Consider the following 13,162-nt stretch of genomic DNA (forward strand, 5'->3'; position numbering starts at 1 on the left):
CCTGTCACGCCATTTGCCCACCTAGGTGCTCACCCGCCCTCTACTCTGAGCCCATGGCCTACCCACGAGTCCTTGCAATCATCCTCGCCGGCGGCGAAGGCAAGCGCCTGATGCCACTGACTGTTGACCGAGCCAAGCCGGCCGTGCCCTTCGGCGGCATCTACCGGCTCATCGACTTCTCCCTGTCGAACATGATCAACTCTGGTTTCCTCAAGGTGGTTGTGCTCACTCAGTACAAGTCCCACTCGCTGGACCGCCACATCGCCAAGACCTGGCGGATGAGCGACATGCTGGGCAACTACATTGCCCCGGTCCCCGCTCAGCAGCGCGTAGGCAAGCACTGGTTCCTGGGCAGCGCGGACGCCATCTACCAGTCCCTCAACCTGCTCGACGACGAGCGGCCGGACTACGTGGTCATCACCGGCGCGGACAACATCTACCGCATGGACTTCTCCCAGATGCTGGAGCACCACATCGCCTCGGGCCTGCCGTGCACCGTGGCCGGCATCCGCCAGCCCAAGGCGCTGGCCAACCAGTTCGGCGTCATCGAGACCGACCCGGCGGACAAGGGCAAGATCAAGGCCTTCGTGGAGAAGCCCCAGTCCACCCCGGGCCTGCCCGACTCCCCCGACGAGGTCCTGGCCTCGATGGGCAACTACATCATGAACGCCGACGCCCTCCTGGAGGCGGTCACCGTCGACGCCGCGGACGAGTCCTCTAAGCACGATATGGGCGGCAATATCGTCCCCTGGTTCGTCGCACGCGGAGCGGCCGGGGTCTACGACTTCAAGGACAACGAGGTTCCTGGTGCCTCCGAGCGCGACCGCGACTACTGGCGCGACGTGGGTACTGTGGACGCCTTCTACGACGCCCACCAGGACCTCATCTCGGTCACCCCGGTCTTCAACCTCTACAACGACCGCTGGCCGCTGTTCGCCGGCTACACCAACTCCATGCCGCCGGCCAAGTTCGTCTACGGCTACCACGAGCGCCTGGGCCACGCGGTGGACTCGATCGTCTCCCCCGGCGTCATCGTCTCCGGTGGTGAGGTCATCTCCTCGGTGCTCTCCCCGGGCGTGCGCGTCAACTCCTGGTCCTCGGTGCGCGAGTCCGTGCTCATGGACGGGGTGAACGTGGGACGCAACACCGTGGTCAACCGCGCCATCCTGGACAAGTACGTCCACGTGGAGGAGGGCGCGATGGTCGGTATCGACCCCGAGCACGACCGGGAACGTGGCTTCACCGTCACCGAGTCTGGGATCACCGTGGTCGCCAAGGGACAGACTGTCACGCGCTGAGCAGCTGCGGCGTCTCACGCTCACGGCCTCGTCGTCTCACAACACGACGGGGCCGTTAGCATCGGCACATGAGCAACGCGACCAGCGCACCGGCTGCCACCTCCCCGCGAGTCTCTGGGCTCCGCGCCACCGGCCTGCTGGCGCAGGCGGGCCCGGGTCTGCTGGTGATGGACGTGGACTCCACGCTCATCGAGCAGGAGGTCATTGAGCTCATTGCCGAGAGGGCCGGCACCCGCGAGCAGGTCGCCGCGGTCACGGCCCGGGCCATGCGTGGAGAGCTGGACTTCGCCGCCTCCCTGCGTGAGCGCGTGGCCACGCTGCGTGGCGTACCGGAGACGGTCTTTGCCGAGGTGCTGGCTGAGGTCCGTCCCACCCGTGGCGCGGCCGGGCTCATCAACGAGCTGCACGCACGCGGCTGCCGGGTGGGCGTGGTCTCCGGGGGTTTTGAGGAGGTGGTGGTCCCGCTGGCCGAGCGCCTGGGGATCGACCACGTCGCCGCCAACCGCCTGGAGGTCCGCGACGGTCACCTCACCGGCCAGGTCCTGGGCCGGATCGTGGACCGGCAGGAGAAGGTGCGCTGCCTGCGCCAGTGGGCCAGGCAGGACGGCGTCGAGCTCTCCCGCACGGTCGCGGTGGGCGACGGCGCCAACGACCTGGGCATGATCGCCACCGCTGGGTTGGGGGTGGCCTTCTGTGCCAAGCCGGTCGTCGTCGAACAGGCGCCGGCGGCCGTGCACGTGCGTGACCTGCGCGCCGTCCTGGAGCTCCTCTAGCTCAGCTGGTCATGAGGATCTCGGTCAGACGGGCCCGGCCGGGGCCCAGCTCGGACCAGGAGACCGGGACCGAGAGCACCAGCGCCGTGGCTGGCGGGATGCCGAACTCGATCTGCCGGGCCAGGTCGCTTGCGCCCTCGTCCAGCTCATAGGCCAGGATCGAGGTCGTGGGCTCATGCCCCACCACGACGACGCTACGCACCTCCTCGTCCAGCACGGTGAGCTGTTCCAGGACCCTGGTCGAGCTGCCCATGTAGAGGACCTCCTCCACCCGTGTGTCCCGGGGACGCAGCCGGTCGCGCACAGGGCGGGCCGTCTGGCGAGTACGCGCTGCCGGGGAGACGAGCAGGAGGTCGAGGCTAGCGATCCGGCTGCCCAGCTGCTTGGCCAGGTCAGCCGCCATCTGCTCGCCGTGCTCGGTCAGCGGTCGCTCGGCGTCGGACATGCCCCGGGCCGCCTTGGAGTGGCGCACGAGCACGAGGGTGCGCTCGTCCGGCTGGCTCGTCATGGGCTCGTCAGCGCTCACAGCGTTCTCAGTCACCCGGCCAGGATACGCGAGCGGCTAGGCGCGGGAGGTGACGAGAGCGGTGGTCACACCAGGCTGGCCCCGCCGTCGGCGTGCAGCACCTCACCGGTCGTGGCCGGCAACCAGCTGGACAGCAGTGCCACCGCCGTGCGCGCCACAGGGCTCGGGTCGCCCGCGTCCCAGCCCAGCGGCGCCCGGCTCTCCCACGCCTGAGCCAGCTGGTCAAAACCGGGGATCGCACCCCCCGCCGTCGTCCGCAGGGGCCCTGCGGACAGGGCGTTGACACGAACCCCGCGGGGCCCCTGTTCCACCGCCAGGCCCCTCACACTGGCCTCCAGCGCCGCCTTGAGCGGTCCCATCCAGCCGTAGCCGGGCACGACCCTGCCTGACTCGAAAGTGAGGGCCAGCACCGCTGACCCAGGCACCAAGAGCGGGCTGAGAGCCCCCACCAGCGCCGGCAGCGAGGTCACCGAGACTGTGAGCGCGCGCTCCAGATCCGACTGCCAGGAGGCCAGGCCGGCGGCGCTCGCTCCGGCCTGCCCCTCCCCGGCACCAGGCGCGGCCGAGTCGGACGGGCTCAGATGATCTCCCAGCAGGCCGGGAGCAGCCTGGGCCACTGAGTGGACCACGCCGTCCAGCGTGTCCACACCCAGACCGCGCAGCTGCGCCTCCAGGCCGCTCAGCGCCTCGGCGTCGGTCAGGTCCAGCGCCAGCACCGGGACCTCACCCAGGCCGGCTCCAGCGGCAACCCGCTCAGTCACCCGCAGCGCCCGTGGCGGCGAGCTCAGCACCAGGCGGGCGCCCTGCGCGCCAGCCTCGCGTGCCACGGCTGTGGCGATCGAGGAAGGACGCAGCACACCGGTGACCAGGACGGTGCGCCCGTCCAGCAGACCCGTCATCGTCCCATCCCCATCCCGCCGTCCACCGGCACGATCGCGCCGGTGACGTAGGAGGCCTGCGGGCTGGCCAGGAAACGGACGACGGCGGCCACCTCCTCAGCCCGTCCCAGCCGGCCCATCGGGATCTGGGCAAGGTAGGACTCACGCGCCGGCTGGCTCAGACCGGCCGTCATCGGCGTGTCCACGAACCCGGGGGCCACGGCATTGACCGTGATGCCCCGAGGCGCGACCTCCCGGGCCAGGCTGCGCGTGAGCCCCTCGATCCCGCCCTTGGACGCACCGTAGGCCGCTAGTCCCGTGCCCCCGCGGGCCGCGATCACGGAGGAGACCAGGATGATCCGGCCGCTGCGTCGGCGCAGCATGCCGGGCAGAACCGCACGCACTACCGTGAAGGCACCGGTAAGGTTGGTCTCCACCGTGGTCTGCCACGTCTCGTCACTGGTGCGCATGGCCAGCGCGTCCACGGCCACCCCGGCCGCACACACGAGGACCTCGACTCCCCCGGCCTCCTCCAGCCGGGCAGCCGCGGCCCGCACAGCGCCGGCCTCGGTGACGTCAACGCTGCATCCCCTCACGCCCTCCGGCGCCGCGCCGCTGCGTGACCAGCCCACTACCTGGTCACCGGCCTGGCGCAGCGCCCCGGCCACCGCCGCCCCGATGCCGCCAGAGGCACCGGTGACCAGCGCCGTCGGGGACGCGAGAGCACCGTCGTTCCTCACACCACTCACGGCTACCAGCCTACGTGTGCCAGAGTGTGCGCGTGACGCACGCCCCCACCTCGCAACCTGCCGACCCGGCCCAGCTCGGCCTCGCCCCGCTCGGCGTCAGCCCGCTACGCATTGGCCCAATTACGGTTGGCGTGCCCGTCGAGCTCGCCCCGATGGCTGGCGTCACCAACGCCTCCTTCCGCCGCCTGTGCCGGGAGCAGGGCGAGAGCGCCCTGCCCGCTCACGCTCGCCCGGCAGCCGCCGGCCCGCTGCCTACCGACGACGGCGGCCTGCTCGCCCCAGCAGGTCTGTACGTCACCGAGATGGTCACCACGCGCGCGCTGGTCGAGCGCAATGACAAGACCCTGGCCATGGTGCGCACCGACCCCACTGAGCGCGTGCGCTCCATCCAGCTCTACGGGGTGGACCCGGTTATCGCTGGGAAGGCCGCGCGCATCCTCGTCGAGGAGGACCTGGCTGACCACATTGACCTCAACTTCGGCTGCCCGGTGCCCAAGGTGACCCGCAAAGGTGGTGGGGCGGCGCTGCCGTGGAAGAAGGACCTGCTGCACGCAATCCTGCGCGAGGTGGTGCGCGGAGCCGAGGAGGGGGTGCGTCTGGGCCGGCGCGAGCGCGAGGTGCCGGTGACCGTCAAGATGCGCATCGGCGTCGACGAGGAGCATGAGACCTATCTCGACGCCGCCCGCGCCGCCCAGGACGCCGGGGTCGCGGCCCTGGCCCTGCACGGGCGTACGGCCCGCCAGCACTACGCAGGCAAGGCGGACTGGTCCGCGATCGCGCGTCTGAAGGAGGCCTGCCGGATTCCTGTGCTGGGTAACGGGGACACCTGGACTGGTAGCCACGCGCTGGAGATGATGAGGCAGACGGGCTGTGACGGCGTGGTCGTGGGCCGGGGGTGTCAGGGCCGGCCCTGGCTGTTCGCTGACATCGTCCACGCCCTGTCCGGCTCCGTCGAGCGCACCCACCCGGACCTGGACGCCGTCATCGCCACGATCCGCGCCCACGCGCGCCTGCTGGCTGCCGAGCTCGGCGAGGACCGGGGCGTACGTGACCTGCGTAAGCACATTGGCTGGTACCTCAAGGGGTATCCGGTGGGCGGGCAGGCCCGTGGGGATCTGATGAAGGTCTCCTCACTCGCCGAGCTCGACGCCGGGCTGGAGGCCATGCGCGCACGCCTGCCCGAGCAGGTGCTCTACCCCGGCGAGACCGTGGAGGGACCGCGAGGGCGGGCCGGCACGCCCAAGCGTCCGCACCTGCCCGACGGCTGGCTGGACTCGCCCTACCTCAGCCAGGACCAGCGCGTGCTGCTGCTCCAGGCCGAGTCAGACGTCTCCGGAGGCTGACCCTGCCTGGCTGCCCACCACTGCGGCCTCATGCCGGGCCGGCGCGCACAGGGCGGCCGCGATCGCCGTCGTCGCCGGGATGGCGAGCACCAGCCCGATCGAGGAGACCAGCGTGCGCACGATCTCCTCGGCGATCTCACCGCTGAGCAGCGTGTCCACCACGGAGCGGTCAATGAGGGCGGCCGCCAGGATAAGTGGCAGGGCGGTGCCTGCGTAGGCGAAGGCCAGGGTGTAGACGGTGGAGGCGATGTGGTCGCGGCCGATCCGCATCCCACCGGTCAGCAGACGTGCTCGGCTGAGCGTGGGGTTGGCGGCGTGCAGCTCCCACACGGCCGAGGCCTGGGTGATGGTGACGTCATTGAGGACGCCGAGCCCAGCGATCACCATCCCGCAGGTCAGCAGTGAGGTCAGGCTCAGGCCCGGCACGATCGCGGTCAGCGTCAGGGCCTCCTCACCCACCGCGCCGGTGAGGTTGGCGGCGTCCACGCCCCACAGCGCCAGCACCACCGTGATGACGACGCCTGCCAGCGTGCCCAGCAGCGCCGTCGTCGTGCGGACGCTGACGCCGTGGGCGACGTAGACGGCGAGCAGCATCATGGCCACCGAGCCCACGAGGGTGACCAGGAGCGGAGGGTGGAGCGCGAGCAGCGCGGGGATCATGAAGCGCAGGAGCACGCCGGTGGCCAGCACCAGGCCGAGGACGGCGCGCAGGCCCTTGAGTCCGGCCACCGCCACGACGAGCACGAGGTAGGCCACGGCGAGAGCGCCAACCGGCAGCTGGCGGTCGTAGTCGACGAAGACGTAAGGGGTCCCGCCAGCCAGCGCCTGAGCGGTGTACATGACCCGCATCCGGTCCCCGACCTGGGCCGCCGGCAGGGACTCGGCAGGCACGTGGACGGGGACCACGAGGCCGCGTCCCTCACCCGAGGTGATCTCGGCGCACACGGCGTCGCCCAGGAGCGAGCCGTCGCTGATCCCGCCCAGGCTCGCTGCCGACTCGGCGCAGGAGGAGACCTGCGTGGCGGTGACACGGGCCGTGGCCAGGCTGGCGCCCTCGGCCGCAAAGGGCTGGGAGCCGATGGCCTCCACGCGCCCGGGCCACAGCACCGCGATGCCGAGGAGCGTGGCCAGGACCAGGGGGACGACGAGGGCCGCGAGCACGATCCGCACACGCCGGGACTCGCCTGGCGCCAGCCTCAGTGGCCCGCCGTGGTCGTGGGCGTGGCCGGCGGCGCGTCTGAGGCCAGGGGTACGGGGCTCGGTGCTCATCTGTCTATCATGCCTGACCGCTCACTCACGCTCTCCCACCCACGCCCCGCCTCAACCGGGGGTTGATGCTGAGGAGGTCAGCAGCCGATGAGGCGCTCAGCCAGGTAACGCTCCACGCCCTCCAGCGGGATGCGCTCCTGAGCCATGGTGTCGCGCTCACGCACCGTGACGGCGCCGTCCTGCGGAGAGTCGAAGTCGTAGGTGATGCAGAAGGGGGTGCCGATCTCATCCTGACGGCGGTAGCGCCGGCCCACAGCACCGGCGTCGTCGTAGTCGACGTTCCAGGTTCGGCGCAGGCGCGCAGCCAGCTCCTTGGCCGGACCAGTCAGCTCCTCCTTGCGGCTCAGCGGCAGGACGGCGGCCTTGACCGGCGCCAGGCGCGGGTCGAGCTTGAGCAGCACACGGGTGTCCACGCCACCCTTGGTGTTGGGAGCCTCATCCTCGGTGTAGGCCTCCACCAGGAAGGCCATGAGGGAGCGGGTCAGTCCCGCCGAGGGCTCGATGACGTAGGGGGTCCAGCGCTCGTTCTTGGTCTGGTCGAAGTAGGACAGGTCCTTGCCCGAGTGCTCGGCGTGGGTGCTCAGGTCGAAGTCCGTGCGGTTGGCGATGCCCTCCAGCTCGCCCCACTCGCTGCCCTGGAAGCCGAAGCGGTACTCCAGGTCCACCGTGCGCTTGGAGTAGTGGGAGAGCTTCTCAGCGGGGTGCTCGTAGAGGCGGAGGTTGTCCTCCTTGATTCCCAGGCCCGTGTACCAAGCCTTGCGGTAGTCGATCCAGTACTGGTGCCACTCCTCGTCCGTGCCCGGCTCGCAGAAGAACTCCAGCTCCATCTGCTCGAACTCGCGGGTACGGAAGATGAAGTTGCCCGGGGTGATCTCGTTGCGGAAGGACTTGCCCACCTGGCCGATGCCAAAGGGCGGCTTCTTGCGCGCCGCGCTCATGACGTTGGCGAAGTTGATGAAGATGCCCTGGGCGGTCTCGGGACGCAGGTAGTGCAGGCCCGCCTCGTCATCCACCGGACCGAGGAAGGTCTTGAGCAGACCAGAGAAGGCGCGAGGCTCGGTGAACTGGCCGCGGGTGCCGCAGTTGGGGCACACGAGCTGGTCAAGGCTGACGGAGTCGGGGTCCTCGATGCCGTGCTTGGCGGCGTATGCCTCCTGCAGCTCGTCCTCACGCAGGCGCTTGTGGCAGGAGGTGCACTCGATGAGCGGGTCAGTGAAGGCCTTGACGTGACCGGAGGCAACCCAGGTCTCGCGCGGCAGGATGACGGAGGAGTCCAGGCCCACGACGTCGTCGCGCGAGCGGACCATGTACTGCCACCACTGACGCTTGATGTTCTCCTTGAGCTCGACGCCCAGCGGGCCGTAGTCCCAGGCCGAGCGGGTTCCGCCGTAGATCTCACCGCACGGGAAGACGAAGCCGCGGCGCTTGGCGAGGTTGATGACGTTGTCGAGGGTGGAGGAGGTCTTGGCCACCATGTTCTCCTGCAAGTCGTTGTCCGCACCTGGTTGGTGGGAACGAGTGGGGTCAGTCTAGAGGCAGTATGGCGCCACCTCGTAGCGGCGTCCATTTGACACTCCCCACCCACTTGATGAAAATGATTCCCATGAACATCACCCAGTCCCACGTCCGACACGCCCTCGCCACGGTCAGCGCCCTCGCCCTCGGCGGCGCCCTGACCGCCTGCGCCGCCCTGTCCCCCTCCTCGCAGTCCGCTTCCGCCACCGCCACCGGCACCACCGCCGCCGACGGCCGGATCCAGGTGGCCGCCTCCTTCTACCCCATCCAGTACCTGGCCCAGGCCATCGGCGGGGAGCACGTCGACGCTGCCGCGGTCACCCCTACCAACGTCGAGCCGCATGACTACGAGCTCTCCCCCCGCGACGTCACCTCCTTGAGCGGCAAGGCGGCCATCCTCTACGTCTCCGGCTTCCAGCCCTCCCTTGACGACGCCGTTGCCCAGGTCTCCGGCCCCACCGTCACCGATCTGGCCAGCGCCGTGAACCTGGTCCACCACGACGGCGTGAGCGAGGACCATGACCACGGCGAGGACCATGACCACGGCGAGGACGAGGACGGGCAGGAGAGCCACGACCACGACGACGAGGCCACCGAGGCCCTCGACCCGCACTTCTGGCTCGACCCGGTCAGGATGAAGGCGGCCGCAAGCGCCGTCGCCCAGGCCCTGGCCGCCGTCGACCCGGATCACGCCTCCGACTACGAGGCCAACCTCGCCACGCTGAACGACACCCTGACCACACTGGATGACTCCTACACCACGGGCCTGGCCCAGTGCGAGCGCACCACCTTCGTCACCGCCCATGCCGCTTTCGGCTACCTCGCCGACCGCTACCACCTCACCCAGGCCTCGGTCTCCGGCATCGACCCCGACGCCGAGCCCAGCCCGGCTGAGATCGCGGCGATCAAGACGATCGTGGCCCGCACCGGCACCACCACGGTCTTCACCGAGGCACTCCTCTCCCCCAAGACGACCCAGGCCCTGGCCGCTGAGACGGGGACGACGACGGCGGTGCTCGACCCTGTGGAGTCAGTACCCGAGTCCGGTGACTACACTGAGGCCATGACCACCAACCTCTCCCAGCTGCGCACCGCTCTGGGGTGCCAGTGAGCGCCGCTCGGCACGACCCGGACCCCGTCGTCGTCGAGGACGCCTCCGTGGTCCTTGGCTCCACCCTCATCCTGTCTGGTATCAACCTCACCGTGGCAGCCGGGCAGTCCGTGGCGCTGCTGGGGGCCAACGGCTCAGGCAAGTCCACGCTGGTCAAGACGGTCCTGGGTCTGAACCCTCTGTGGGCCGGTTGCGTACGTCTGTTCGGTCATGACGTCACCCACCGCTGTGGTGTGGCCTGGAACCGCGTGGGCTACGTGCCCCAGCGTGCGGGCGCCTCCTCGGGTGTGCCTGCCACGGCGCTGGAGGTCGTGCGCTCGGGCCTGCTTGACCCTCGTCATCCTTTCGCCGACCGGGGCCGCAGAGCGCGCGAGCGGGCGCTAGCCGCCCTGGACGCGGTAGGCCTGGCTGATCGCGCGGGCGACCACGTCCAGGTCTTCTCCGGCGGCCAGTCCCAGCGCGTCCTCATCGCCCGTGCCCTGGTGCGTGACCCTGACCTGCTCATCCTGGACGAGCCCCTGGCGGGTATCGACCGCGCCTCGCGCGAGGCGCTCGCACGCATCCTGACCACCCTGCGTGAGCGGGGGCTGACGCTGCTGACCGTCCTGCACGAGATGGGTGAGCTGGCTGACGTCGTCGAGCGCGCCGTCGTCCTGTCGGAGGGACGAGTGATCTCTGACGGGCCGGCCTCCGCGCTCGCCCCGGCCCACCACGACCACGGTGAGCACGACGTCGTCGGCCACGACCACCTCGACGACTGCGAGCACGAGCACCCGCACGGTGACGCCGCCCCCGCTCGCCACCACGCCCCGGACCTGTCCGGCCCGCTCGGCGTGCACTCGCACTAAGGAACGCCGTGAACGAGCTCATCGACACCTGCTCGCAGATGTTCTCCAGCCTGCTCATGCAGCGTGCGCTCATCGTGGCCGTCCTGGTCGGCGTGTCCGCGCCAGTGGTGGGCACCTACCTGGTCCAGCGTGGTCTGGCGCTGCTGGGAGACGGGATCGGGCATATCGCGCTGACCGGAGTAGCCCTGGGCTGGCTGGCCGGAGCCGCCGCCAACGTCTCCCCGCACGACGCCTGGGCAATCCCCGGCGCCATCATCGCCTCCGTGCTCGGCGCCGTCCTCATCGAGGTCATCCGGGCCCGCGGCCGCACCCGCGGGGACGTGGCGCTCGCGATCCTCTTCTACGGCGGTATCGCCGGCGGCGTCATCCTCATCAAGGTCGCCGGAGGCACGACGACGAACCTCACCTCCTACCTCTTCGGCTCCATCGCCACGGTGAGCGTGGCCGACGCCTGGTTCACCATCGCGCTGGCCGCCGTCGTGCTGGCCGTGGGCCTGGGCCTGCGCGGTCCTCTGTTCGCCCTGTGCCACGACGAGGAGTTCGCCCGTGCCATCGGGCTGCCCACCGGCGTGCTCAACGTGCTGGTCGCCATGGTCGCGGCGCTGACGGTCTCGGTGTCGATGCGGGTGGTGGGCGCCCTGCTGGTCAGCGCCGTCATGATCGTGCCAGTGGCGGTGGCCCAGCTCGTCTCGCACTCGTTCTCGCGCACCATGGGACTGGCCATGGTCATCGGTGTGGCCGCCTGCGTGAGCGGGCTGGTCATCACCTACGTCGTGGCGGCCTCTCCAGGAGCCATGATCGTCGTCGAGCTCGTGGTGCTCTACGCCGTGGTCGCCGTGGCGACCGGCCTGGTCCGTTACCTGCGCAAGGCGGGCCGCAAGGAGGCCTCAGCATGAGATCAACCTGGCAACGCGCCGCCGTGCGCGACATCCTGGAGCGCACCGAGGAGTTCCGCTCCGCCCAACAGATCCACGCCGCCCTGGAGGCGGAGGGGACCAAGGTGGGGCTGGCCACCGTCTACCGCAACCTCACCGCGCTGGCCGAGGCCGGTGAGGTGGACCAGGTGCGCAGCGACGAGGAGGTGCTCTACCGACGCTGCGAGGGCAGCGAGCACCACCACCACATCGTGTGCCGGCGCTGCGGGCACACCGTGGAGGTCGCTGGTGGCGAGCTGGAGGAGTGGATCGCGCGCGTGTCCGCCCAGGCGGGCTTCACGCAGATGGAGCACACGGCCGAGTTCTTCGGGGTGTGCGCCTCCTGTAGCAAGGACTGAGTGGCTCAGGCCTGGACCTGGTCCACCGCCCCACCAAAGCGCCGGTCGCGCTCGGCGTAGGCCTGGCAGGCCTTCCACAGCTGCGTGCGGTCGAACTCGGGCCAGGGCAGGGGCGAGAAGTACAGCTCAGCGTAGGCCGCCTCCCACATGAGGAAGTTTGAGGTCCGCTGCTCCCCACCGGTGCGGATCATGAGGTCTACCTCCCGCATCGTGGGCGAGTACAGGTGACGGGCCACGGTCCTCTCCCCCACCGCGGAGGCCTTGAGGCGCCCGGCGGCCACCTCCTGGGCGATCGCGCGGGCGGCGTCGGCGATCTCCGCCCGGCCCCCGTAGTTGAGGCACATGTTGAGCACCATGGTCTCGTTGCCGGCGGTCAGCCGCTCGGCGCGGCGGACCTCCTCCAGGACGGACTTCCACAGCCGCGGCTCGCGACCCACCCACCTCACCTGCACGCCCCAGGCGCGCAGGTCCTCGGTCTGGGCGCGCAGCACCTGGCGGGTAAAGCCCATGAGGAAGCGGACCTCGGCCGGTGAGCGGCGCCAGTTCTCGGTGGAGAAGGCATAGACGCTCAGCTCCTTGATCCCGATCTCCACCGCCCCGGCAATGACGTCCATCATGGTGGACTCCCCCGCCCGGTGGCCCTCGGTGCGCGGCAGCCCTCGGGCATTAGCCCACCGACCGTTGCCATCCATCACGCAGGCCACGTGCGCGGGCACGGCAGCGGCCGCCAGCGCCGGCGGCCTCAGTCCCGGTCGGTGCAGCGGCACGCGGTCCTCAGCGGCGTCATCCCCACGCGGGGCAGGTGTGCTGGTCATCTCAGGTCCTTTCCACCAGTGCCAGAGAGCGTAGACGACGCTCCAGGTGCCAGGTCACGTAGGCCGAGACCAGGCCCGAGGCCGCCGAGCGCTCACGGGGCCCCGAGGCGTCAGCCAGGGCCCAGTCCCCTGACAGCAGCGCCCCCAGCAGCGCCATCGTGCGGGGGCTGACCTCCACGCTGCCGGCCGGCCGGCAGCTGGCGCACACCGCGCCACCGGCCTGGACGTGGAAGGCGGTGTGCGGCCCCGGCTCACCGCAGCGCGCGCAGTCAAAGCACGACGGCGCCCAGCCGGCCAGCGCCAGGGCGCGCAGCAGGTAGGAGTCCAGGACCAGGCCCGGGGCGTGCCGGCGCCTGGCCATGGCGGCGAGGGCCCCGTAGAGCAGCAGGAACTGCTGGGGTGAGTCCGTGGTGCCCAGGTCGCCGTCGTCCTCGGTCAGCCGCTCGGCCGTCTCGACCATGGTCGAGGCGCAGGTGAAGACGGCGTAGTCGGAGCAGACGGGAGCGGAGAAGGGCTCGATGGTCTCGACCTGGGTGACCACGTCCAGGCTGCGCCCGGCGTGGAGCTGGACGTCGACCATGGAGAAAGGCTCCAGGCGCGCACCGAAGCGCGACCCTGTCTTGCGCACGCCCTTGGCCACCGCGCGCACCTGCCCGTGGGCGCGGGTGAGCATGACGATGATGCGGTCGGCCTCGCCGAGGCGGTAGGTCCGCAGGACGATGGCCTCGTCGCGGTAGAGCTTGCTGGGCACGGGGACACTGTGC

Annotated in this window: 14 protein-coding genes; 7 read left to right on the plus strand and 7 right to left on the minus strand. The window is 70.3% G+C overall.

The window, feature by feature from the left end; all coding sequences use genetic code 11:
- Positions 1-53 precede the first annotated feature (53 nt).
- Together CYJ26_RS01645 and serB are read left to right on the plus strand one after the other, a co-directional pair.
- Positions 54-1,298: a glucose-1-phosphate adenylyltransferase gene (locus CYJ26_RS01645; RefSeq protein ID WP_034234579.1), complete on the plus strand. Its 1,245-nt coding sequence runs from the start codon at positions 54-56 to the stop codon at positions 1,296-1,298.
- A gap of 68 nt (positions 1,299-1,366) precedes the next feature.
- Positions 1,367-2,071 carry a phosphoserine phosphatase SerB gene (serB, locus tag CYJ26_RS01650; protein WP_101637816.1) on the plus strand — a complete coding sequence of 235 codons (705 nt, stop codon included), beginning with the start codon at positions 1,367-1,369 and terminating at the stop codon, positions 2,069-2,071.
- Position 2,072: 1 nt separating this feature from the next.
- Here serB and CYJ26_RS01655 read toward each other — a convergent pair whose 3' ends face one another.
- The 3 genes from CYJ26_RS01655 to CYJ26_RS01665 are packed head-to-tail and all read right to left on the minus strand — an operon-like array spanning position 2,073 to position 4,215.
- A complete protein-coding gene (locus CYJ26_RS01655) occupies positions 2,073-2,612 on the minus strand; it encodes a SixA phosphatase family protein (protein ID WP_244901988.1) in 540 nt (179 codons plus the stop codon).
- Positions 2,613-2,662: 50 nt separating this feature from the next.
- On the minus strand, positions 2,663-3,496 hold the full coding sequence (locus CYJ26_RS01660) for an SDR family oxidoreductase (protein WP_006549577.1): 834 nt from the start codon (positions 3,494-3,496) through the stop codon (positions 2,663-2,665).
- Positions 3,493-4,215, minus strand: a complete 723-nt coding sequence (locus CYJ26_RS01665; RefSeq protein WP_006549576.1) for an SDR family oxidoreductase — start codon at positions 4,213-4,215, stop codon at positions 3,493-3,495. Before CYJ26_RS01665 ends, CYJ26_RS01660 begins: the two co-directional genes overlap by 4 nt.
- 35 nt (positions 4,216-4,250) lie before the next feature.
- Here CYJ26_RS01665 and dusB point away from each other — a divergent pair, with 35 nt between their 5' ends.
- Positions 4,251-5,567 carry a tRNA dihydrouridine synthase DusB gene (gene dusB / locus CYJ26_RS01670; protein ID WP_006549575.1) on the plus strand — a complete coding sequence of 439 codons (1,317 nt, stop codon included), beginning with the start codon at positions 4,251-4,253 and terminating at the stop codon, positions 5,565-5,567.
- Here dusB and CYJ26_RS01675 read toward each other — a convergent pair.
- Together CYJ26_RS01675 and CYJ26_RS01680 are read right to left on the minus strand one after the other, a co-directional pair.
- A complete protein-coding gene (locus CYJ26_RS01675; protein ID WP_101637818.1) occupies positions 5,547-6,836 on the minus strand; it encodes a YibE/F family protein in 1,290 nt (429 codons plus the stop codon). The genes dusB and CYJ26_RS01675 overlap by 21 nt on opposite strands.
- Before the next feature lie 77 nt (positions 6,837-6,913).
- On the minus strand, positions 6,914-8,308 hold the full coding sequence (locus CYJ26_RS01680; RefSeq protein WP_024034531.1) for a glycine--tRNA ligase: 1,395 nt from the start codon (positions 8,306-8,308) through the stop codon (positions 6,914-6,916).
- Positions 8,309-8,430: 122 nt separating this feature from the next.
- Between CYJ26_RS01680 and CYJ26_RS01685 the strand changes: the two genes are divergently transcribed.
- Genes CYJ26_RS01685 through CYJ26_RS01700 form a run of 4 tightly spaced genes read left to right on the plus strand, consistent with a single transcriptional unit; the run spans position 8,431 to position 11,583 of the window.
- Positions 8,431-9,462 carry a metal ABC transporter substrate-binding protein gene (locus CYJ26_RS01685; RefSeq protein ID WP_244901993.1) on the plus strand — a complete coding sequence of 344 codons (1,032 nt, stop codon included), beginning with the start codon at positions 8,431-8,433 and terminating at the stop codon, positions 9,460-9,462.
- Entirely contained in the window at positions 9,459-10,310 is an 852-nt protein-coding gene (locus tag CYJ26_RS01690) for a metal ABC transporter ATP-binding protein (RefSeq protein WP_101637897.1), read from the plus strand. Before CYJ26_RS01685 ends, CYJ26_RS01690 begins: the two co-directional genes overlap by 4 nt.
- A gap of 38 nt (positions 10,311-10,348) precedes the next feature.
- The gene (locus CYJ26_RS01695; protein ID WP_180950826.1) at positions 10,349-11,206 is read left to right on the plus strand and encodes a metal ABC transporter permease; all 858 of its coding nucleotides are present in this window, start codon (positions 10,349-10,351) and stop codon (positions 11,204-11,206) included.
- Entirely contained in the window at positions 11,203-11,583 is a 381-nt protein-coding gene (locus tag CYJ26_RS01700; protein WP_006549569.1) for a Fur family transcriptional regulator, read from the plus strand. Before CYJ26_RS01695 ends, CYJ26_RS01700 begins: the two co-directional genes overlap by 4 nt.
- A gap of 5 nt (positions 11,584-11,588) precedes the next feature.
- On the opposite strand, the gene uppS is transcribed toward CYJ26_RS01700, so the two are convergent.
- On the minus strand, positions 11,589-12,398 hold the full coding sequence (gene uppS / locus CYJ26_RS01705; protein WP_034234597.1) for a polyprenyl diphosphate synthase: 810 nt from the start codon (positions 12,396-12,398) through the stop codon (positions 11,589-11,591).
- Position 12,399: 1 nt separating this feature from the next.
- Positions 12,400-13,149, minus strand: a complete 750-nt coding sequence (gene recO, locus CYJ26_RS01710) for a DNA repair protein RecO (RefSeq protein ID WP_024034999.1) — start codon at positions 13,147-13,149, stop codon at positions 12,400-12,402.
- Positions 13,150-13,162: the final 13 nt, after the last annotated feature.

This window comes from Actinomyces urogenitalis, assembly GCF_002861525.1.
GTDB lineage: Bacteria > Actinomycetota > Actinomycetes > Actinomycetales > Actinomycetaceae > Actinomyces > Actinomyces urogenitalis.